The 20,567-nt window shown below is 63.9% G+C and carries 21 protein-coding genes; 3 read left to right on the top strand and 18 right to left on the bottom strand.

All coding sequences use genetic code 11. The features are described from left to right. Positions 1-17: 17 nt before the first annotated feature. The 15 genes from KO539_RS04210 to KO539_RS04140 all read right to left on the bottom strand — a co-directional run bounded on the left by KO539_RS04210 (position 18) and on the right by KO539_RS04140 (position 11,893). The gene (locus tag KO539_RS04210; protein WP_219307473.1) at positions 18-305 is read right to left on the bottom strand and encodes a hypothetical protein; all 288 of its coding nucleotides are present in this window, start codon (positions 303-305) and stop codon (positions 18-20) included. A gap of 9 nt (positions 306-314) precedes the next feature. After that, positions 315-1,928, bottom strand: a complete 1,614-nt coding sequence (locus KO539_RS04205; RefSeq protein WP_219307471.1) for a type II and III secretion system protein family protein — start codon at positions 1,926-1,928, stop codon at positions 315-317. Between the two features lie 22 nt (positions 1,929-1,950). Next, positions 1,951-2,799, bottom strand: a complete 849-nt coding sequence (gene cpaB / locus KO539_RS04200) for a Flp pilus assembly protein CpaB (protein WP_219307469.1) — start codon at positions 2,797-2,799, stop codon at positions 1,951-1,953. Beyond that, entirely contained in the window at positions 2,796-4,142 is a 1,347-nt protein-coding gene (locus KO539_RS04195; protein WP_200880280.1) for an ATP-binding protein, read from the bottom strand. Before KO539_RS04195 ends, cpaB begins: the two co-directional genes overlap by 4 nt. Positions 4,143-4,173: 31 nt before the next feature. Then, a complete protein-coding gene (locus tag KO539_RS04190) occupies positions 4,174-4,794 on the bottom strand; it encodes an isoprenylcysteine carboxylmethyltransferase family protein (protein ID WP_219307467.1) in 621 nt (206 codons plus the stop codon). A 39-nt stretch (positions 4,795-4,833) separates the two neighbouring features. After that, positions 4,834-5,421 (bottom strand): prepilin peptidase, encoded by a 588-nt coding sequence (locus KO539_RS04185; RefSeq protein WP_219307465.1) that lies wholly within the window; start codon positions 5,419-5,421, stop codon positions 4,834-4,836. Beyond that, entirely contained in the window at positions 5,418-6,488 is a 1,071-nt protein-coding gene (locus KO539_RS04180) for a phosphatase PAP2 family protein (RefSeq protein ID WP_219307464.1), read from the bottom strand. The genes KO539_RS04185 and KO539_RS04180 overlap by 4 nt, the downstream gene beginning before the upstream one ends. Next, the gene (locus KO539_RS04175) at positions 6,485-6,658 is read right to left on the bottom strand and encodes a Flp family type IVb pilin (protein ID WP_081922552.1); all 174 of its coding nucleotides are present in this window, start codon (positions 6,656-6,658) and stop codon (positions 6,485-6,487) included. Before KO539_RS04175 ends, KO539_RS04180 begins: the two co-directional genes overlap by 4 nt. Positions 6,659-6,751: 93 nt before the next feature. Further along, positions 6,752-6,934: a Flp family type IVb pilin gene (locus tag KO539_RS04170; protein WP_035821247.1), complete on the bottom strand. Its 183-nt coding sequence runs from the start codon at positions 6,932-6,934 to the stop codon at positions 6,752-6,754. Between the two features lie 73 nt (positions 6,935-7,007). Then, complete coding sequence (locus tag KO539_RS04165) at positions 7,008-7,154, bottom strand: hypothetical protein (RefSeq protein WP_158300249.1); 147 nt, start codon at positions 7,152-7,154, stop codon at positions 7,008-7,010. 248 nt (positions 7,155-7,402) lie between these two features. Next, positions 7,403-8,104 (bottom strand): response regulator transcription factor, encoded by a 702-nt coding sequence (locus tag KO539_RS04160; protein ID WP_257626100.1) that lies wholly within the window; start codon positions 8,102-8,104, stop codon positions 7,403-7,405. After that, entirely contained in the window at positions 8,101-9,768 is a 1,668-nt protein-coding gene (locus tag KO539_RS30690) for a sensor histidine kinase (protein WP_035821245.1), read from the bottom strand. Before KO539_RS30690 ends, KO539_RS04160 begins: the two co-directional genes overlap by 4 nt. A gap of 150 nt (positions 9,769-9,918) precedes the next feature. Next, positions 9,919-10,890, bottom strand: a complete 972-nt coding sequence (locus KO539_RS04150; protein ID WP_219308599.1) for a sensor domain-containing diguanylate cyclase — start codon at positions 10,888-10,890, stop codon at positions 9,919-9,921. Between the two features lie 5 nt (positions 10,891-10,895). Continuing rightward, positions 10,896-11,522 (bottom strand): chemotaxis protein CheC, encoded by a 627-nt coding sequence (locus tag KO539_RS04145; RefSeq protein ID WP_034786994.1) that lies wholly within the window; start codon positions 11,520-11,522, stop codon positions 10,896-10,898. A 2-nt stretch (positions 11,523-11,524) separates the two neighbouring features. After that, on the bottom strand, positions 11,525-11,893 hold the full coding sequence (locus tag KO539_RS04140) for a response regulator (RefSeq protein ID WP_219307462.1): 369 nt from the start codon (positions 11,891-11,893) through the stop codon (positions 11,525-11,527). 206 nt (positions 11,894-12,099) lie between these two features. Here KO539_RS04140 and rpiA point away from each other — a divergent pair, with 206 nt between their 5' ends. Then, positions 12,100-12,777 carry a ribose-5-phosphate isomerase RpiA gene (rpiA, locus tag KO539_RS04135; RefSeq protein WP_219307460.1) on the top strand — a complete coding sequence of 226 codons (678 nt, stop codon included), beginning with the start codon at positions 12,100-12,102 and terminating at the stop codon, positions 12,775-12,777. A gap of 47 nt (positions 12,778-12,824) precedes the next feature. Here the strand turns inward: rpiA and KO539_RS04130 are convergent, their stop codons facing one another. Together KO539_RS04130 and KO539_RS04125 are read right to left on the bottom strand one after the other, a co-directional pair. Then, positions 12,825-13,361 carry a DUF6622 family protein gene (locus KO539_RS04130; protein ID WP_219307458.1) on the bottom strand — a complete coding sequence of 179 codons (537 nt, stop codon included), beginning with the start codon at positions 13,359-13,361 and terminating at the stop codon, positions 12,825-12,827. A gap of 155 nt (positions 13,362-13,516) precedes the next feature. Further along, a complete protein-coding gene (locus tag KO539_RS04125) occupies positions 13,517-13,789 on the bottom strand; it encodes an oxidative damage protection protein (protein ID WP_034750797.1) in 273 nt (90 codons plus the stop codon). 219 nt (positions 13,790-14,008) lie between these two features. Here KO539_RS04125 and kdsA point away from each other — a divergent pair, with 219 nt between their 5' ends. Next, positions 14,009-14,854: a 3-deoxy-8-phosphooctulonate synthase gene (gene kdsA, locus KO539_RS04120; RefSeq protein ID WP_034750794.1), complete on the top strand. Its 846-nt coding sequence runs from the start codon at positions 14,009-14,011 to the stop codon at positions 14,852-14,854. 44 nt (positions 14,855-14,898) lie between these two features. Here kdsA and argA read toward each other — a convergent pair whose 3' ends face one another. Continuing rightward, entirely contained in the window at positions 14,899-16,209 is a 1,311-nt protein-coding gene (gene argA, locus KO539_RS04115; RefSeq protein WP_046685875.1) for an amino-acid N-acetyltransferase, read from the bottom strand. Positions 16,210-16,265: 56 nt separating this feature from the next. Between argA and hrpA the strand changes: the two genes are divergently transcribed. After that, a complete protein-coding gene (gene hrpA / locus KO539_RS04110) occupies positions 16,266-20,465 on the top strand; it encodes an ATP-dependent RNA helicase HrpA (RefSeq protein ID WP_257626099.1) in 4,200 nt (1,399 codons plus the stop codon). Positions 20,466-20,567: the final 102 nt, after the last annotated feature.

Raw genomic sequence — 20,567 nt, 5'->3', positions numbered from 1 at the left:
CATCGCGGGACTGGCGCCTACTGGCGTCCGCCCACGCCGATGGTGAAGACATTCGGTTGCGGTTCCGGCGCCGCGAACGATTTCTGGTAGCGCTGGTAGGCGCTGGCGCCGGCCTTGCCGTCGATGCCGCTGACGGGGTTGGCATTGCGGTAGGCGTCCGGATACATGATCTGCTGGGCCTTGAGCAGGGCCACCGATTCGCCGAAGTGCGAATCGAGCACGGGCGTGGTGGTGGCGGCGCAGCCGGCCAGCAGCGACAGCAAAGACAACAGGGCGGCGCAAGGCAGGCGATGTGCGGTTTTCATGGTGTTCTCCTATTTGAGGTCGAAGCCGGCGGCAGGCTGGGGCGCGGCTGCTTGCGGCGGCATGGGCGCTGCCGGCGCTGGTTCCTGTGCCGCTGCGGGCGCCGGTGCGCTGCCTTCCATTTTTCCCTGCATGAACATGTCGCCGCGCGTCGGCTGGATGTAGCCGTCGGTGGGCAGCTTGTAGTCGGGCGGCAGCGGCTTGACCAGGTGCGGCGTGATGATGAAGACCAGTTCCGAACGGTCCGTCTGGAAGTCCGTGCTGCGGAACAGGGCGCCCAGCACGGGCACTTCGCCCAGGCCCGGCAGGGCCTTGATATTGCTGGTCACGTTGTTCTTGATCAAGCCGCCGATGGCGAAGCTCTGGCCGTCGAACAGCTGCACCGTGGTGGTGGCGCGCCGCGTCGTAAACGAAGGCAGGATGGCCGTGGCCGAGATGCCGGTGGCGGTGATGCCGATGCCGTCCTTGTTCAGGTCCGACACTTCCGGCGCCACCTTCAGGTTGATGCGTCCCCCTTCGAGCACGGTGGGCGTGAATTTCACGGCCACGCCGAACTCCTTCTCTTCCAGCGTGATGGTGGGCACGCCGTTATTGTTGGTCTGGCTGACGGGGATGAAGATCTTGCCGCCGGCCAGGAAGCTGGCCTCCTGGCCGCTGATGGCCATGATGTTCGGTTCGGCCAGCACCTTGATCAGACCATCGCGTTTTTGCGCGTCGAGGTTGAAGAAGTTGTTCTTGCTGGCGCCGCTCAAGCCGCTGGGATTGTTGCTGAGCAGACTAGACAGCAGCGAATACGACCAGCTGCCGATGGTCTTGTTGATGCCGAGGCTGGCGCCCAGCTGGTCCACCAGCACTTTCGACACTTCGGCTACCTTCACTTCCAGCATCACCTGTTGCGGCGCGGCGATCGACAGCAGGTTGATCACGCGCGGCATGCCCGCATCGGGCGCCGCGGCGGGAGCGGCAGCGGCGGCGCCTGCGGCTGGCGCGGCGCCGGAGGCGGCACCACCGCTGCGGCTGCTGCGCTGCACATAGGCGTTGGCCAGCGACAGGGCCTGGTCGGCCTTGACGACGTCGCTGACCATGCCCGACAGGATCAGGGTGTCGCCCGCCACCGTGACGTGGATCTTTTCGTTCGGCAGCAGCTCGGCCATGCGTGCCTGCAGGCTGCTGCTGTCGATGCCGACGGCCAGGTCGATGATGGTGGCGTCATTGCTCTTGTTCCACAGGATCAGGTTGGTGGTGCCGACGGAGCGCCCCAGCAGGTAGACCTCGTTGGGGTTGAGCAGGATGACGTCGGCGATGCGCGGGTCGCCGACGGACATGCGGCTGGCGGCGAACGGCAGGCGCATCAGGGTCGACTTGCCTTCGGCCAGGCTCATTTGCGGCGCCATCTCGGTGCGCCCGGCGCGCGATTCGCTTTGCGGCGGCGTGGACTTGGGACGGACGGCGGTGCGGCTGCTCCTGGCGCTGCCCGCTTCGGCGGCAACGGCCGTGGCGGTAACGGTAGCGGCCGTGGCGGCGGCTGGCTCGGCATGCGCCCAGGGCGCCAGGGCGCCGATGGCGGCGATGGCAAGCGCCAGGTGCAGGCCCCGGATGCCGCTTGCTGTGCGATATGTACTCATGGCGTGGCTCCTCTGGTGCAGGTTAGAATTGTTGGGAGCTGCGTTCCAGCCCCTTGATGACATCGACGCGGGGACCGGCCTGTGGCGCTGGTGCGGCGGCAGGACGGCGGCGGGGGAGCGGCTTGGCTTGCACCATGGCGGCGGGGGCCGCCATGGCGACTTTTTCATCGAGCAGCGTGCTCTTGGTGGCGCCTTCCGTGTTGACGGGCTTGTCCTCGATCTGGTTGCGCAGCACGAGCGACAGGGTGCCCACGCTGCGCGCCAGGTCGAGTTTTTCAGCCTGCTCCGGGGTCAGTTCTAGGGTCACGGCGTTGACGACTTTCGGCTTGGTGTCGTCGCGGCTCGATTCCTGGGCGATGGCCAGCACGAGTATGCGTTCGAGCACGATCTTGGAAATGTTCGGATCGCGGTCCGGCGTCTTGCGCGCCCCTTCGCCCTGGGTGTTGACGAGGATGTCGACGAAGTTGCCGGGCAGGGCGAAGCCGGCCACGCCCACCACATCGTTGACGCGCACGGTCATGGCGCGCTTGCCCTCGGCGACGACGGCCGACAGGCCGCCTTGCGTGCCGGGAGGCGCCAGCTTGCCTTCCATGATAGGTTCGCCGTGCTGGATGCTGGTGCGCGTGACGCGCGTTTCCAGCAGTTTCGGATCGTTGATGGCGCCCGGCGGCAGCGCGTTCGATGGCCAGTCCACCATGCGCACCATGTCGGGCGTGAGGCGCGCCCCCAGGCTGATGTCGACCTGGGCCACGGCCACCTTGTTGATGTTGCCCGAGGCTTGGGCATTGATCCAGCGCGCGGCCACGATGACCGCGGCGAACGCCAGGATGACCGCAATGGCCATCATCGTCAGTGCGCGTGCGTTTCTCATTTTGCTTCCCCTTTGTGCTGGACCGCTGCCGGTCCGTTATGTGTGCTTGCAAGGTCGTCATCGCTGCCGAAATAGTTTTTCCATGCCCACAGCAGCACTTCCGGATTCAGTTGCGCCGCGTGGTCTTCATAGCGCGCCTGGTCGCACACCTGCGCCAGGATGTCGCGCGGATAGCAGGCCAGCAAGGGCCGCTGGTACTGGCTGTGCAGATGCAGCAGGTAGGCGTAGGCGGCTTCGTCGAAGTTGATGCCCAACTGGGCGCAGGTGCTGCGGAACACGGCCAGGTAGTGGTAGGCGCTCAGGGGGCCCACGTGGATCTTGTAGCCGATGCGGCGCAGGAAGGAGTCGTCGGCCAGGTGCTGCGGCGCCAGGTTCGACGAGAACACGACGATGACGTCGAAGGGCACGGGGAATTTGTAGCCCGTGTGCAGCGACAGATAATCGATGTGCCGCGCCATCGGCACGATCCAGCGGTTCATCAGTTCCACGGGCGAGCAGCGCTGGCGCCCCAGGTCGTCGATGATGAAGATGCCGTTGTTGGCCTTCAGGTGCGGCGGCGCCTGGTACAAGCGCGTGCCCTGGTCGAATTGCAGGTCCAGCATGTCGAGCGTCAGCTCGCCGCCCGTCAGCACGGCGGGGCGCTCGGCGCGTACCCAGCGCGGGTCGGACGGCACGGGGCCGCCGCGCGACAGGGTGTGCAGCATGGGGTCGAGGAAGGGCAGCACTTCGCCGTCGACCATCACGGCGTGGGGCAGGGCGATGGCGCCGCTGAGCAGGCCGTTCAGGCGCTCGGCCAGGTAGCTCTTGCCGCTGCCGGCTGGGCCATGGAAGAACAGGGCGCGCCCGGAATTCATGGCCGCGCCCAGCTGGTCGAGCACGGCCGAACTGGCCACCACGTCGCGAAATTCGCGCTGCACATCGTCGCGCGTGACCTGCATGTCCGCCACGCTTTGCGCCAGCACCTGGTTGCTGTAGTCGGCCAGGGTGACGGGGGCGGGGCCGCTGTAGGCATTGCGGCGCATGTACTCGGCGGCGCGCAGGCGGCCCTGGTCGCCCAGCAGGTAATACAGGTCGGCGTCGGTGCCGCTGCCGCCGTTGCGGCGCGCTTCGCACAGCTTTTCGGCGCGCATGAAGGTGAGCAGCGGTTCGAGCACGCCGGCGCCCAGTTTCACGTGCGTCGACAGGGCGGGCAGGCCGATCTGGCCGCGCAGGAAGAGTATCTTGACCAGCAGTTCGACCAGGAACAGGAAGGGCAATCCCGTTTCCTCGACCGTGCGTGGCGCGCGCCTGGCCGCCGGCTCGATGCCGCCGCCGTCGCTGCGTTCTGGATAGGTGTCAGGCATGATGGATACTCCTCGTTCGGGTGGCCGGTGATCAGAAAATGAAGGGCAGCAGGCGGTACTTCACCTGGCGCATGTAGACGCGGTAGCGCACGTCGGTGGACAGGAAACGCTCTTCGCGCAGCAGGCGCATCACCATCATGCTCATCGTCGCGACATAGATGATGCTGTTGGCGGGCGAGGTGTTGGTCAGCAGGTAAGCGCTCAGGGAAATCAGGTAGCTGGCGTACAGCGGATGGCGCACCATGCGGTAGACGCCGCCCGTCTTGATCTCGCGCTGCGCCGCCACCAGGCCGAAGCTGCGGTTCAGCGACAGCAGGCCGGCGATCTGCAGCAGGCTGCCGACGGCCAGCAGGTAGCGCGCGCCGGGCCAGATGGCCATGTCGGCGGGCGAGAGCAGGAAGGGCGCGAAGGTGGCGCCGATGGCCAGCAGCCAGTCGCCCGCATCGGTCGAGACGCTGACGGGGGCCGAGCGCACGATGAAGAACAGGGCGGCCAGGGTTTCGGCGGCGCAGAACAGCACATAGCTCCAGTCGCCGCTGTGCAGGAATCCCACCACGTGGGCGCTGGCGAAGAAGGCCCACAGGCAAGCCATGGCGATGCTGGTGAACAGGCTGGCGTGGCGCGAGTGGCAGAGGGTGGCGAGGGTGTGCATGGTCGGTCCCGTGGTGGCTGGTGGTCGGCGCGGCGCGTTTCAGCGCAGGCTCCACAGATGGTGGTATTGCAGGAACACCTGCAGCGCGGTGCCGCTGGCAATGGCGAAGGCGTAGGCCAGCTTGCCCGTGGCTGGCGGCGGTTCGGCGATCGTGGCGGCGCCGCCGGCAAGGCTGTGCAGCAGCGCGCCCAGCATCATGTGGTAGGTGTTGCGCAGCACCAGGCGCAGGCGGCGCCCTGCCAGCGCGGCGGCCAGGGCCAGCAGGCCGCCGCACAGGAAGGTCAGCAGGGCCGCTTCCAGCACCGCATCGGGGCCGAGGAAGGCGCCGCACATGGCCATCAATTTGACGTCGCCGGCGCCCAGGGCGCGCAGCAGGTACATGGGCAGCAGCAGGGCCAGTCCGGCAGCGGCGCCGGCCAGTGCCTGCAGCAGTCCCAGGCCGCCGAAGGAGGCGTCGAACAGGCCGGCGCCGGACGGCGTGAAGCTGTTCAGCGCCAGACCGGCCAAGGTGCCCCACAGCACCAGCTGGTTCGGGATGCGGCGCGTGCGCAGGTCGTGCCACAGGGCGGCAGCGAGCAGGCTGGCCAGCACGGCCAGGCACAGCAGCATGGGCAGGCGGGCGCTCATGATGTCAGTCCTTCCTTGCCCATGCAGGGCGCGGTGGCCATGTGCATGCTGGGGGCCGCGGCCTGGCTGCCCAGCAGCCGTCCCACCAGCTGCCACACGAGCGCCGCGCCGGCCGCACCCACATAGCCGTCGAGCGCATAGTGCCAGCCCAGGTGAATGGAGCCGAGCAGGATCAGCACGGCGAAGATGGTCAGCGAGATGCCTGCGGCGCGGCTTACTTTCCAGCCCATGATCGCCATCAGCACGGCGGTGGCCACATGCATGCTGGGCATGGCGGAGATGCCCAGTTCGCCGTTCGCGCCCTTGCTTTGATAGCCTTGCCACAGCATCTCCTGCACTTGCAGGGCCCAGACGGGCACGTGCCCGTTGGCCTCATGCAGGTAGGCCATCAGCGGCGCATACGGGTCGCTGGCGTGCAGGTGGCCGTAGTAGCAGGGGCCGACCGAGGCAAACAGCACGGCCATGACACTGCCCAGGATGATCCAGGTCAGCGCAAAGCTGAGCAGGAACTGCATGCGCAGCAGCGGGCGGCGCGTGTCGAGGATGAGCCAGTACAGGATGGCGTAGAACAGGAAGAACCAGAAGTGGTAGCTGAAGTTGAGCAGGCCCGTGACGAGCGGGTGGCCCAGCAGCGGCTGCAGCCTTTCCCATGGGGCCTTGCCGCCATGCAGCGCGATGTCCCAGGCCGACAGGCTGGCATCCCAGGTGTACGGATGCAGGCGCGGGATGGCGGCCTTGAAGACGGTGAAGCTGGAGGCGAAGACGGGGATCAGCAGCATGGCCGGCAGCGCGTGCAGCAGGCGCTCGTTGCTCAGGTAGTGGCGCAGATCGTGGTACAGATAGTGGCACAGGCGGTGCGGGCGTTTCACCACCATGACGTGGATGGTGTAGCCGCACAGGATGAAGACGGGGCCCGTGAGGATGGCCACGAGGAAGCCGGCCAGCACGTTGAGGGTGTCCGAGGCGCTGGGCAGGCCGCCGGCCAGCAGGGCCGCCGCGGCGGCATACAGCAGCACGATCAGCAGCAGGGCGCGGTGGGTGCGCAGCGAGGCGCGCAGGGTATTCATGACAGGGCCAGGACCACCTGGTCCTTGACGTAGACAAACAGCAGCCGGACCTGGTCACCGAGCAGGGTGATCGTGATCACCAGCACTGCCGCGATCAGGCTCGCCAGCAGCGCGTACTCGATCGCCGTGACGGCGGACTCGTCGGATAAACGGCTGAAGAGAGATTTCACGATGGGCCTCTGATAGGTAAGCACGAGAAACTGGCCGGTGGCGTTGACCTGGCGGTAACCGGGCTGGCGCCGTGCCAGCCCGGAGCACCGTGTTCAGGCGGCAGCCGTATTGGCGGAAGTGAGCTTGGTGCCGATGGTGCTGAAAGTCTTTTTCAGCTGCGTGCCGACGATGGTGACGGCGGCGATGATCACCACGGCAATCAGGGCAGCGATCAGGCCGTATTCGATTGCGGTGACGCCATCTTCTTCGCGGATAAAGTTTTTGATGAGGTTCATGACAACTCCTGGTGGTGGTTAAGGTACAGCGGTGGGTAAAACGGCATGGCAGCGTTGCTACGACCTGGTGCTCTCACGGGCTTTCGCCCAGTGCCAGCAGTCCGATGATGCAGACCACCGCCATGAGGGCCGCCACCAGGGCATAGCGGTAGAACGCAGCCTTTTCCTTGCCCTGCAAATAGGTGATCAGGGCTGTCGGAAGAAACTTGTCAAAGCGCATGCTGTGCTCCGTGTCGTGGTGGGCCGCGCGGTGATTTGCACTCCGGTAAATCCACTATAGAAGTCGGCACCTTGATCTACATCAGAAGAACATCCTTTTATTGCGGGGAGGAACTGCTTGTTTTTTTCGTGACAATTGTCATGCTTGCGTCTGGCGCGCAGACGCAATGGCCGTGCCGCTGGCGGGCGCAGGGGGAGGCGGGGAGGAGGGGCGCGGCCGTGCGGTGGCCGCGCAGGGGGACTGTGGCGTCAGGCGCCGGGCGGCAATTGGCCCAGCTGGTGCTTGGTGGCGTAGGCGTACAGTTCCAGGCGGTTGTACACGCCCAGCTTGCGGTAGATCGACGTCAGGTGGTTGCGCAAGGTGTGTTCGGAGATGAACAGCTGGTCGGCCAGCAGCTTGGCCGGCGTGCCGCTGCCGTGCACCAGCGCGGCGATGATCTTTCTTTCCTTGAGGGTCAGGCTGGCGACGGCGATGGCTTGCGCCGAGCCGCCGCCGGGCTGGGTCAGCTGCGTCAGCATGCGTCCCAGCATCGCGTGTTCCAGCCACAGTTCGCCCTGATACACCTTTTCGATGGCCTTCAGGACCATCTCCGCCGGGGCATCCTTGCTGACGATGCCGCGCGCGCCTTTCAGTACCGTCTGGTCCAGGACGGCCTGGTCGTGGCTGGCCGTCAGCACCAGCACGCGCGTGCCGCCGCACTGCGCCAGCGCGGGCAGGATGGCCAGCGAACTTATGCCGCCCAGGTCCAGGTCCAGCACGATCACATCCGGTTGCAGCGCCTTCGCCTGCTCCAGCGCCTCGGTGCTGTCGGACGCCGTGGCGACCACGCGCATGCCCGAGTGCTCGCCGCCGATCAGCCGTTCCAGGCCCCACAGCATGGTCTTGTGGTCGTCCACCAGCATGACGCTGATGACATGTCCGGCCGGTGGCATGTGGCGTAAGTCGTTCATATGGGGATCTCGATCTGTACGGAGGTGTTGCCCAGCATGCCATGCGTGACGCGTGCCGTGCCACCGAGGGCGGCGGCGCGCTCGGCCAGCGAGTCGGGCAGGAAGTCGGGGACGTGCGCGGCGGCGCATTCGTTGTCGATGCTGATGTGCAGCGCACCCTGCACGCAGGTCAGCTTGACGGCGCCATGGCGCGCCGACGTATGCTTGCGGATATTGCTCATGCCTTCGTTGACGATCTGGAACACCTCGGCCGCCAGGCGGTCGTTGATGTGCAGGTCGCCTTCGATGTGCAGGGCGATGTCGATGCCATAGAATTCGCGGATCTGCGTGGCCTGGCGGCGCAGCGCGACCAGCAGTTCCGGCTCGCTTTGCACCTGGCCGTTCTTGAACGTGCGCGCATAGCTGCGCAGGTCGGTGATCACCTGGCCCGACATGATGATCAGCTTTTCCAGTTCGGGCAGCAGCGGGTTGCCCGGCGTGGCTTCGTTGCGCAGGGCGGCCAGGCCGTGGCGCAGGCCGATATACGGCTGCACGGCCGTGTCATGCAGGTCGCGCGCGATCTTTTCGCGCTCGCGCGAGGCTGCCTGCGACGCCAGGCGGTCGAGCAGGTCGATGTTTTCAATGACGGGAAACGCCTGCGCGCCTATATGGCTGAGAAACAGGGCGTCCGTCTTGCTCATGCTGGTGGCGGACACGACAAAGATGCGGCCTTTGCCATTGCGCAAGGGCAGCGGCGCGCTGATGAAGGCGTGCGCTTCGAGCAGTTCGGCCAGGCGGGCGCCTGCCGCGTCGTCATGCCGCAGCCAGCGCCCGCTGTCGGGTTCGAGCATGCGCGCGCCGCCGGTCCACGGCAGCCAGCGCCCGGCGGGCTGGTTGTACAGGGCGATCTTGTCGTACGGAAAGGCGAGCAGGGGGCTGGCCGCGTCGTCGCTGAGGAGCGAACTCGTATGCACGACGCCCGTGCCCGTATGGATCACGCTGCGCAGCGACCAGACCCGCGTGCCCTTGTCCTGCATGATCAGCAGGCAACTGCGGCCGTTGAAGTAACTGCGGGTTTTTTCCAGCACCGAGGTGATGGTCTGGTCGACGCCGAAGCGGGGATTGGACAGCTGGCTGACATCGCGCAGCAGCGCCAGGTGGCTGCGCTGGGTGATGGCCGAGCCGCCCCAGTAGGCGATCATGTAGCCGAGCGCCAGCAGGAAGGTGGTGCGCAGCAGCAGGCGCGACAGTTCGGCATCCGTTTCGCCGAACAGGGCCGTGGCGGCGAACAGGCCGGCCGAGGCCAGGGTGACGCGCGCGCCTTCCTCGAAGCCCCGCTGGAACGACGAGGTGAGGATGGCAAAGAAAAAGAACAGGAAGAATAAATTGTTGTGGCTGCTGGTGGAAAACACGATCAGCGCATACCAGGCCACGTCCAGCCAGTACAGCAAGATGTCCTGCGGCAAGCTGAGGCCCAGCAGGGCCAGCACGTAGAGCAGCAGGCTGTGCATGGTATATGCGGAAAAGATCAGCCAGGTGATCTTGCTCAGCTTGCCGGCGCTTTCGGGGTCGATGAACAGGGTCAGCAAGGTGGCGCTCGACAGCAGCAGGCGCATGCCGTTCACCATGGTCGTATCCATGCCGGCGCCCGGCAAGCCGGATCTGAGGGGAGGATCGAGATTCACAAGCGCTCCTGGCCATGTCCCGCATGGGTGGGCCATGCGCAGGGATAGATACCACAGAAAAATTCTTGTTGTTGTTGCTGCAATCAGTAACGAGTCTACGCACACGCCGTAAAGATGTCTACAGGAATCCTTTGCCTGGCGTTGTATTTCCTACAATGGCTGTACCATCACACGGTTGCGCCCGGCGCCCTTGGCCAGATACAGGGCGCGGTCGGCGGCGCCGATCAGGGCGGAGATGGCTAGCGGCTGCTGCGGCTGTTGCGTGGCGATGCCGATGCTGACCGTGATGTACTTGACCTCATTGCCCGTCTTGGCATGCGCAATGCGCAGGTCGGCCGCATGCTGGCGGATTGCCTCGGCCATGCGCAGCGCCTGCGCCGCGTCCGTGTCGGGCAGGATGGCGGCAAACTCTTCGCCGCCATAGCGGGCCAGCAAGTCGGTCGGGCGCTGCAGCATGGCGGCCAGTTCGGCCGCCACTCTTATCAGGCAATCGTCGCCCTGCTGGTGGCCGTAATGGTCGTTGTAGTCCTTGAAATGGTCAATGTCGATCATCAGCAGCGACAGCGGGCTGCTGGTGCGCATGGCGCGCCGCATTTCCTTCTCGATCGCCACGTCGAAGTGGCGGCGGTTGGCGATGCCCGTCAAGCCGTCGGAAAAGGTTTGCGAGCGCAAGACCATGGTCTGTTCGCGCAGCAGCTTTTCGCGCCCCACGGCGATGGTGACGTCATTGATCTGGATCAGGCAGTGGCGCGGCGAACCGGGTAAATTGATCGGCGTGACGGCAATGGCTTGCTGCATGCGTTCCTCGCCGTCGCTGCCGCCCGTGGCCGCGCCATGCGTGTACAGCGCAAACGGCGCCTTGTGCAGGGTTTGCGACAGCAGCGACTGGAAATTGTCGCGCAGTGCCTGGGTGATGGCCGAATCGATGCGCTTGTGCCGCATTTCCGGGAAGACGGCGAAGAAATCCTGGCCCAGCACGGTGTCGGCCGGGCGGGCCGAGTGGCGCACCATCCAGCGGTTCCACAGCACGATGCGGTGCTGCTCGTCGAGCACGATGGCGCCCAGGTTCACGGCGCCGAGTATGCTCTCGAGCAGGGCGAGTCGGTGCAAGGCATCCGGCATGATCGTCACGCCTGTCCCAGCACCTTGGCCAGGTAGCGGCTGACTTGCTGCTTCAGGTCGTGCAGGGCGGACAGGTCGAGCACGAATGCCACATAACCGTGGATCTGGTGCTTGGACAGCACGAAGTCGATATGCAGCATCAGCACGACGGCCTCATCATCCTGGCCGCCGAACGAGGACAGGATTTCCGCGCTGGTGCCCACGTGGTACAGGGGCAGCGAGCCATGCAGTTCGCTGTCGAACAGGTTGGCCAGGGTGCCCACGCAGGAGTTGAGGATGATGTTGCCGATCTCGCTCATCGCTTCCTGTTCCATCTCCGTCAGTTCCTGCAGTGGCATGGCGTCGCCCACCATCAGGCGCACGATTTCCAGGCTTTTATCTTCGGGAAACATCAGGATGGCTTCGGTGGCGAAAGCGCCATCGTAATGCTGGCTGACGCCGCAGATGCGTTCGCCATCCTTTTTGCTGCCCAGCAAGGCGGCCGCGTCGGCACGGTTCAGGAAGGTGATCGACGGCACCGACATGGTGACTTCTTCATTCACGATCTCGCTCATGGCCGCCGCCGCATGGCCCACCCCGATGTTGAATATCTCTACCAGGGCGTCGTTTTCGAGTTCGGAAAGATTGACCATGCTCACAGTCCCAGTGATTCGATCAACTGGTGGATGCGCGTTTCCGTGATCGGTTTTTCCATGAAGCCCACACCCAGTTCGCTGGCGCGGTTGCGCGTGGCGTTCTGCACATTGGCCGTGACGAGAATGATGTGCGTCTGCGGGCACAGCGCACGCAATTGTTCCGCGGCCGCGATGCCGCCCATGCCTGGCATGTTGACATCCAGTAGTATCAGCACAGGAGTGACGGTCTTGACCTTTTCCAGGGCTTCCTCACCCGTCGCCGCCTCAATCACTTGCCAGTCGGCATGTTTGCTGAGGATGAACTGATGCGACATCAAACGTGAAACCCGGCTGTCATCGACAACAAGTACCTGTTTACTGTGAGTCATGTGCTATTCCTGAAACGTCATATCGGTGTATCGTTTCATTTTCGCATATTTTAGAGGGCATAGAGTGTAATTGGGTGCGCAATTGCCCTAGGGCAAGGTTTTCCCGTTTTGCTGTTGTATCGCGTCGCAGCGTCGGTCATGATGGCCGGCTGGCCGGGCCGGCAATCCGTTAAAATAGCGCCATTCCTCACTTTAGCCTGAATGCCATGACCCAAGACGAATTGAAGCAAGCCGTAGCCCGCGCCGCCATCGCCTATGTAGTTGAAGGTGAAATCATCGGTGTCGGCACCGGTTCCACCGCCAACTTTTTCATCGATGAACTGGCCAAGATCAAGGACAGCATCAAGGGCACGGTCGCGTCGTCCGAAGCGACGGCCGCGCGCCTGGCCGGCCATGGCATTCCCGTCTTCGACCTGAACGATGTTGAATCGATCGCCGTCTACATCGATGGCGCCGATGAAATCACGGCCAGCGGTGCCATGATCAAGGGCGGCGGCGCGGCATTGACGCGTGAAAAGATCGTTGCCTCGGTCTCGAAACAGTTCGTCTGCATCGCCGACGGCTCCAAGCTCGTCGAGACCCTGGGTGCTTTCCCGCTGCCGGTGGAAGTGGTGCCGATGGCCCGCGCCGCCGTCTCGCGCCAGCTGGCGGCGCTGGGCGGCACGCCCCGCTTGCGCCTGAAGGCCGGCAGCACGGAAGCGTTCATTACCGACAACGGCGGCGAAATCATCGACGTGCTGGGCTTGAAAATTGCCGACCCGGTGGCGCTGGAACAGCAGATCAACCAGATCGTCGGCGTCATCGCCGTCGGCCTGTTTGCCGTGCGCGGCGCGAATGTCTGCCTGCTGGGCATGCCGGAAGGCGTGCGTACTTTGGCATACTGATACGCAGCAGAAATCCGGGGTCAGTCACTGCGTGATCGGAATGCGCCTCACTGGGGCGCATTCCCCCGCCGGGTCTGACCCCAGCCTTCACTTTGCACAGCCCGGTACACAGCCACGGTGCGCAGCAAGCCACCAAGGAAGATGCCGCTGAAGCATCCATAGGCGAAGCAGACAGGCACGCTGAAGCCGGGCGCATGGGCATAGGCCGGGGCGATGGCCAGGGTCACGGCGACCGCATATTTCATGCAGAAGATGCTCATCATCAAGATCAACGGCACCCAGCTGCCGGGACGCTGCACGCTGGCCCGTTCGGGAATGGCGACGATCTTGCGCGCATCGGCCAGCGTCCATGCCAGCGCCGCGCCGGCCAGCGCGCCGGCGGTCCAGGCGAACGGCGCCACGCCATCGAAGCCGAAACTGCCATGCACGCCGCTCAGCGACAGGGCCAGCATGACGAGGGGAATGATGCACAGCTTGCGCAAGGTCACTTCGCGCGCCCGGCTGGCCAGCACGCCCCGATAGACGAGAAAGCCCAGGATGGCCCAGACGTAGAGGGGAGTGTGGCTGAAGATTTGCTGCAACATGGTGTCCGCCTTGGAATGAGGTTGTCGATGGACGTACTGTGCCAGCCGGCGGCGTGGGCGGCGAGCGGTGTGCGACGAAACAGGGAGGCAGTGCCGTGAAACGGCGGGGGCGGGCGTGAAACTGCCCGTGACGTGGTCACGGGCATGCTTGAAACTTACTCGGTAGGGGGAACGTAACCCATGGCCGCATCGGCGCCATCGCCGAAGAAATGCTTTTCCATCTGCGTGGCCAGGTATTTGCGGGCGCGCGCGTCGGCCAGGTTCAAACGGTTCTCATTGACCAGCATGGTCTGGTGCTTGAGCCAGGCAGCCCAGGCTTCCTTCGACACGGATTCGTAAATCTTCTTGCCCAGTTCGCCCGGGTACGGCGGGAAATCCAGTCCTTCGGCTTCCTTGTTGAGTTTGATGCAGTGGATCGTGCGGGCCATCTGTGCTCCTGAATCAGTGTAGAGATAAAGCGTGATTATAAGGCACTTTGCGCCTGCCCTCGCGGGGCCGTCGCGGCCTGGCGACACGCCGTTTGCCGCACCCTTGCGCTGGATCAAATTTGATCTGCGCCGCCCCAGCTAGTAAGATGCCTTATCGCGCCAGCCACTGGCTGCGCCTCTTCCAAGCAAGTAGTAACAATTAACCAATATGGAATCCCTATGACCTCAGTGAAAGTCCATGGCATCGACGTCAGCAATACCGGCAGCTTCGCGCTGTTTGGCGGCATCAACGTGCTCGAATCGCGCGATCTCGCCATGCGCGCCTGCGAAGAATATGTGCGCGTGACGCAAAAGCTGGGCATTCCCTATGTGTTCAAGGCCAGTTTCGACAAGGCCAACCGCTCGTCGATCCATTCCTACCGCGGTCCGGGCCTGGAAGAAGGCATGCGCATCTTCCAGGACGTCAAGGCGGCGTTCGGCGTGCCCGTGATTACCGACGTGCATGAACCGTGGCAGGCGCAGCAAGTGGCCGAAGTGGTCGACGTGCTGCAATTGCCCGCCTTCCTGGCGCGCCAGACGGACCTCGTCGTGGCCCTGGCGAAAACCGGTAAAGTCATCAACATCAAGAAGCCGCAATTCCTCAGTCCTGGGCAGATGGCCAATATCGTCGAAAAATTCAAGGAAGCGGGCAACGATCAACTGATCCTGTGCGACCGCGGCACCTGCCTCGGCTACGACAACCTGGTGGTCGACATGCTGGGCTTTGGCGTCATGAAAAAGACCTGCGACGACCTGCCCATCATCTTCGACGTCACGCACGCGCTGCAGCAGCGCGACCCCGGTGGCGCCGCATCGGGCGGCCGTCGTCAGCAAGTGGCGGACCTGGCTCGCGCCGGCCTGGCCGTCGGCATCGCCGGCCTGTTCCTGGAAGCCCATCCTGACCCGGACAACGCCCGCTGCGACGGCCCCAGCGCCTTGCCGTTGGACCAACTGGAGCCATTCCTGGCGCAACTGAAGGCGCTCGATGACCTGGTCAAATCGTTTGCGCCGCTGAATATCAAATAACGGTTCCAATGTAAAAAAGCCCGGCATGCCGGGCTTTTTCAGTTTTACAGGGTCTTGATCAATACTTGCGATTTACGTTGCCAGTTATACATATGCTGGCGGTCCTTCGGCAAATCGTCGACGGTGGCCGGCACGAAACCGCGTTTCTTGAACCAGTGCGAGGTGCGCGTGGTCAGCACGAACAGCTTGTTCAGGCCGGCGGCGCGCGCGCGGTTTTCCATGTGTTTCAGGATGCGTTCGCCGTCGCCCTGGGCTTGCACTTCCGGGTTGACAGTCAGGCATGCCATTTCCGCCATTTTTTGCGCGGGGAACGGGTACAGGGCGGCGCAGCCGAAGATCACGCCATCATGTTCGATGACGGAGAAATAATCGATTTCGCGCTCGATCAGCTCGCGGCCCCGTTTCACCAAAGTGCCGTCCGCTTCCAGCGGTTCGATCAGCTTGATGATGCCGCCCACGTCTTCGATGGTGGCCTGGCGCAAACTTTCCAGGTTTTCATGGCTGATCATGGTGCCCACGCCATCATGGGTAAACAATTCCAGCAGCGCCGAACCATCCATCGAGAAGGGCACGATGTGCGAGCGCTCGACGCCGTTGTGGCATGCCTTGACGCAATGTTTCAGGTAAAACGCCGTCGCGTCGGGCAGGAAGCCGGCCATCAGCACGGCTTCGGCCTGGTGCGACGACAGTTCGCGGATTTCCACGCCCGTGGCGTCTTCCATCATCGGCGTTTCGGTAATGAAAATCAGTTTATCCGCGTGCAGGGCGATGGCGGCGCTGCACGCCACGTCTTCCATCGTCAGGTTGAACGCTTCGCCGGTGGGCGAGAAGCCCAGCGGCGACAGCAGCACCAGGCCGTCCGAACCGAGGATGGAATGGATGGTTTCGGCATCGACCTTGCGCGTGATGCCCGTCAGTTCCAGGTCCACGCCATCGATCACGCCCAGCGGGCGCGCCGTGATGAAGTTGCCGGAAATGATACGGATGGCCGCATGCGACATGGGCGTGTTCGGCAAGCCCTGGCTGAACGCGGCCTCGATATCGAGGCGCAGCTCGCCGGCGGCTTCCTTCGCGCATTCCAGCGCGGCGATGTCGGTAATGCGCACGCCGTTGTGGAAGCGGCCTTCGACGTTACGCAAGGCCAGCTGTTCCGCCACCTGCGGCCGCGAGCCGTAGACAACAGTGACATTGATGTCCAGCGCATGCAGCAGGGACAAATCATGGGCCAGCACCTGCAGCGCCCCGGCGCTGACGAGTTCACCGGGGAAGGCGACCACGAAGGTCTTGCCGCGAAAGGCGTGGATGTAGGGCGCGACTGAGCGCAGCCATTGGACGAATTGGGTAGGGTTTTCCATTAAGCGCATTATAATTCGCTGCGCGATGTGCGCGCTTAAAATACCTGTAAAAAACAATGTCTTCAGCCAGCAATAAGTCTTCCCCTCCTTCCAACGTTGCAAATGTGCCCGCCAGCGGGGATGTTTCCGCGCCTGCCGCCACGCCTGCGCAGGGCCGCCAGCGCCCGCCCGTGAGCCAGCAAAGGCAGCAGCCGCCGCGCGCGGAACAACAGAAACAGCAACAGCAACAGCGCGCGCCGCGCCCGCCGCGCGAGGGGCAGGAGAGCCGCGAAAGCCGCGACGCAGCCCGCGCCGCGCGCGAAGCCGAAAAGGCTTTCCGCAATCCGCTGCCGCCGATTACGTATCCGGAAGACTTGCCCGTCTCGGGCCGGCGCGCGGAAATCGCCAAGGCATTGACGGAAAACCAGGTCATCATCGTTTCGGGCGAGACGGGTTCCGGCAAGACGACCCAGTTGCCGAAGATTTGCCTGGAGCTGGGACGGGGGCAGAAGGGCATGATCGGCCACACGCAGCCGCGGCGTATCGCCGCTTCCTCGACGGCCAAGCGCATCGCGCAGGAACTGGGGACGCCGCTGGGCGAAACCGTGGGCTTCAAGGTGCGTTTTACCGATACCCTGAGCCGTGGCGCGTCCGTCAAGCTGATGACGGACGGTATCTTGTTGGCCGAGACGCAGACCGACCCGTTGTTGAAAAACTACGACACCATCATCATCGATGAAGCGCACGAACGCAGCCTGAACATCGATTTCCTGCTCGGCTATCTGAAGCAGCTGCTGCCGCGCCGGCCCGATCTGAAAATCATCATCACCTCGGCCACCATCGATGCGGAACGCTTCTCGCGCCATTTCGGCACACCGGAAAAACCGGCGCCCGTGATCGAAGTGTCGGGCCGTCTGTACCAGGTGGAAGTGCGCTACCGTCCCGTCGAGCGCGAGCAGGTGGCCATGCCCGGTGCCGCCAACCCCGACAAACCTGGCCAGCGCACGGCTGCCGCGCGCGAAAAGCGCGACCTGATGGATGCCGTCGTCGATGGCGTGGAAGAACTGTGCCGCATCGGCTCGGGCGACGTGCTGGTGTTCTTGCCGGGCGAGCGCGAAATCCGCGACTGCGCCGAAGCGCTGCGCAAGCACCATCCGCCGCACGTGGAAATCCTGCCCCTGTTCGCCCGCCTGTCGGCCGAGGAGCAGGAGCGCGTGTTTAAAACCAGCAATGCGCGCCGCATCGTGCTGGCCACCAACGTGGCGGAAACCTCGCTGACCGTGCCCGGCATCCGCTACGTGGTCGATGCTGGCCTGGCGCGGGTGAAACGCTACAGCTACCGCAATAAAGTGGAGCAACTGCAGGTCGAGCCGATCGCCCAGTCCGCCGCCAACCAGCGTGCCGGCCGTTGCGGCCGCGTGGCCGATGGCGTCTGCATCCGTTTGTACGAAGAGCAGGATTATTTGCTGCGCCCGAAATTCACGGAGCCGGAAATCCTGCGCTCCTCGCTGGCGGCCGTCATCCTGCGCATGAAATCCCTGCACCTGACGGACGTGGAAACCTTCCCCTTCATCGAGCCGCCGCTGGCGCGCGCGGTGGCCGACGGTTATCAATTGCTGCAGGAACTCGGTGCCGTTGACGACGTCAACAAGCTCACGCCGCTGGGAAACAAGCTGGCCAAGCTGCCGCTGGACCCGCGCGTGGGCCGCATGATCCTCGCCGCGCTCGATAACGCGTGTCTGACGGAAGTGCTGATCGTCGCCTCGGCCCTGTCCGTGCAAGATCCGCGCGACCGCCCGATGGAACACCAGCAGGCGGCCGACGAGGCGCACAAGAAATTCGCCGATGAAAAATCGGAATTCTTGAGTTACCTGAAAATCTGGCGCTGGTTCGAATCGGCCATCGAGCACAAGAAAACCAACCGCCAGCTGCAGGATAATTGCCGCACGAATTTCCTGTCGCAAATGCGCTTGCGCGAATGGCGCGACGTGCATTCGCAGCTGCTGACCATCGTCAAGGAACAGGGCTGGCGCCTGAACGAAGCACCGGCCACCTACGACAATCTGCACATGGCCTTGCTGACCGGCTTGCTGGGCAATATCGGCTTCAAGGGCGAGGACGAGCCGGGTGCCGGGTATCTGGGCGCGCGCGGCATCAAGTTCCACATCTGGCCCGGTTCCTCGCTGCTGAAAAAGCCGGGCAAGTGGATCATGGCGGCCGAACTGGTCGACACGACGCGGCTCTACGCGCGCTGCGTGGCGCAGATCCAGCCCGAGTGGCTGGAAAAGGTCGGCGAGCATTTGCTGAAGAAATCGTGGGGTGAGCCGCGCTGGGAAAAACGCTCGGCGCAGGTGACGGCGTCCGAACGGGCGACCTTATATGGCCTGGTGGTGTACAGCCAGCGCCGCATCAACTACGGCAATTTCAACTTGCCGGAAGCGCGTGAAATCTTCATCCGCGACGCGCTCGTTGGCGGCGACTTCGACACGCGCGCGCCGTTCTTTGCGCATAACCATAAACTGATCAAGGACATTGAAAACCTTGAACATAAATCGCGCCGCCTGGACGTGCTGGTCGACGATGAACTGATCGCCGCCTTCTACGACAAGCTGCTGCCGGCGGACGTGTGCAATGGCGCCGGTTTCGAGAAATGGCACAAAGAGGCGACGCGCGACAATCCGAAACTGCTGTATCTGAACCGCGAAGAGCTGATGCGCCACGAGGCGGCTGGCGTGACGACGGACCTGTTCCCGAAAACCATGTCCGTGACGGGCCTGGAAATGGGCCTCACGTACCACTTCGAGCCGGGCAGCGTGCGCGATGGCGTGACCTTGGCCGTGCCGCTGTATGCGCTGAACCAGTTGCCGCGCGAACGCTGCGAATGGCTGGTGCCGGGCATGCTGAAGGAAAAAGTGCATCTGCTATTAAAATCGTTGCCGCAAAAGCTGCGCCGCCACTGCGTGCCGCTGCCCGACTATGCGGCCAAGTTCTGCGAGCGCGTACATGCAGCGGGCGTGTTTGGCCGCGGTGACCTGATCGACGCCATCATCCTCGACATCCGCACGCAGATCACGATCAATGTGCTGACGACGGACTTCAAGCCGGAAACCCTGCCTGCCCATCACTTCATGAATTTCAAGGTGATCGACGAGCATGGCCGCCAGCTGGACATGGGCCGCAACCTGGCCACCCTGCAGGCGGAATTCGGCGGCCAGGCGCGCCAGAGTTTCCAGAAGCTGGCTGAAGTGTCAGGCGTTTCCGGGACGGGCACGCCCGGCGCCAAAGTGGCGGGCGCGCAAGTGGCGTCGCGGCTGCAGGCGCAAGCGCAGGGCGCCGCCGCCAATGCGGCGGCAGGCAAGGGCGGTGCGCTGGCCAAGGGTGCTGCCGCTGCGGCCGCACCGGCGTCAGGCAATGCCACCGTCTCGCAGCACATGGGCTTGACAGCCTGGACCTTCGGCGAATTGCCGGAGTTGCTGGAAATCGTGCAAGGCAAGCTGACCCTGATCGGCTTCCCCGCGCTGGTCGACAAGGGCACGCATTGCGACCTGGAAGTGTTTGACGACCCGACCGTGGCCGCCCGCACGCACAAGATCGGTTTGCGCCGCCTGTTCGCGCTGCAAATGAAGGAGCAGATCAAATACGTCGAGAAAAGCATCCCCGGCCTGCAGCAGATGGGCATGCAATTCATGGCCCTTGGTTCGCAGGAAGAGCTACGCGAGCAAATCATCAACAAGGCGCTCGACATCGCCTGCCTGCAAGATCCGCTGCCGCTGGACGCCGCTTCATTCGCCAAGCGCCAGGCGGAGGGCAAGTCGCGGTTGGTTCTGCTGGTGAATGAAATCGCCCGTTTGCTGTCGCAAGTGCTGACGGAATTCCACGGCTTGCCGAAGCGGCTACAAAATATTCCCGCAGCGGCCGCCACCGATATTCAGTCGCAGCTGCAGGGCCTCGTGCATAAACGCTTCCTGATGGAAAACGAGTACTCGCAGCTGGCGCATTTCCCCCGCTATCTGAAGGCGATCAATGTGCGCCTGGAAAAGCTGCGCGCCGACCCCGCGCGCGACACCAAGTTGATGGCCGAGTGGCAATCGGCCGCCGCGCCGTATCTGCGCCAAGCCAAGGACCGCCAGGCCGGCAAGAACACGGATCCGAAACTGGTCGACTTCCGCTGGATGCTCGAAGAGCTGCGCGTGTCGCTGTTTGCGCAGGAGTTACGGACGCCGATGCCGGTGTCTGCCAAGCGCCTGCAGAAAGTATGGGAGTCGATGCAGCGGTAGGTCTGATGAGCGCGTCCGAAGGGCGCGCGTAATCCGACAATATCGTTGGCGCGATGGTGGTGTGGTGTTAGCGGTGTTAGCCGGGTTAACGGTTTGGCGGTG

Source organism: Janthinobacterium sp. NKUCC06_STL (assembly GCF_019345455.1).
Lineage (GTDB): Bacteria > Pseudomonadota > Gammaproteobacteria > Burkholderiales > Burkholderiaceae_D > Janthinobacterium > Janthinobacterium rivuli.
The sequence above is the reverse complement of the archived record's forward strand: the minus strand, read 5'-3'. Positions and strand labels throughout refer to the sequence as shown.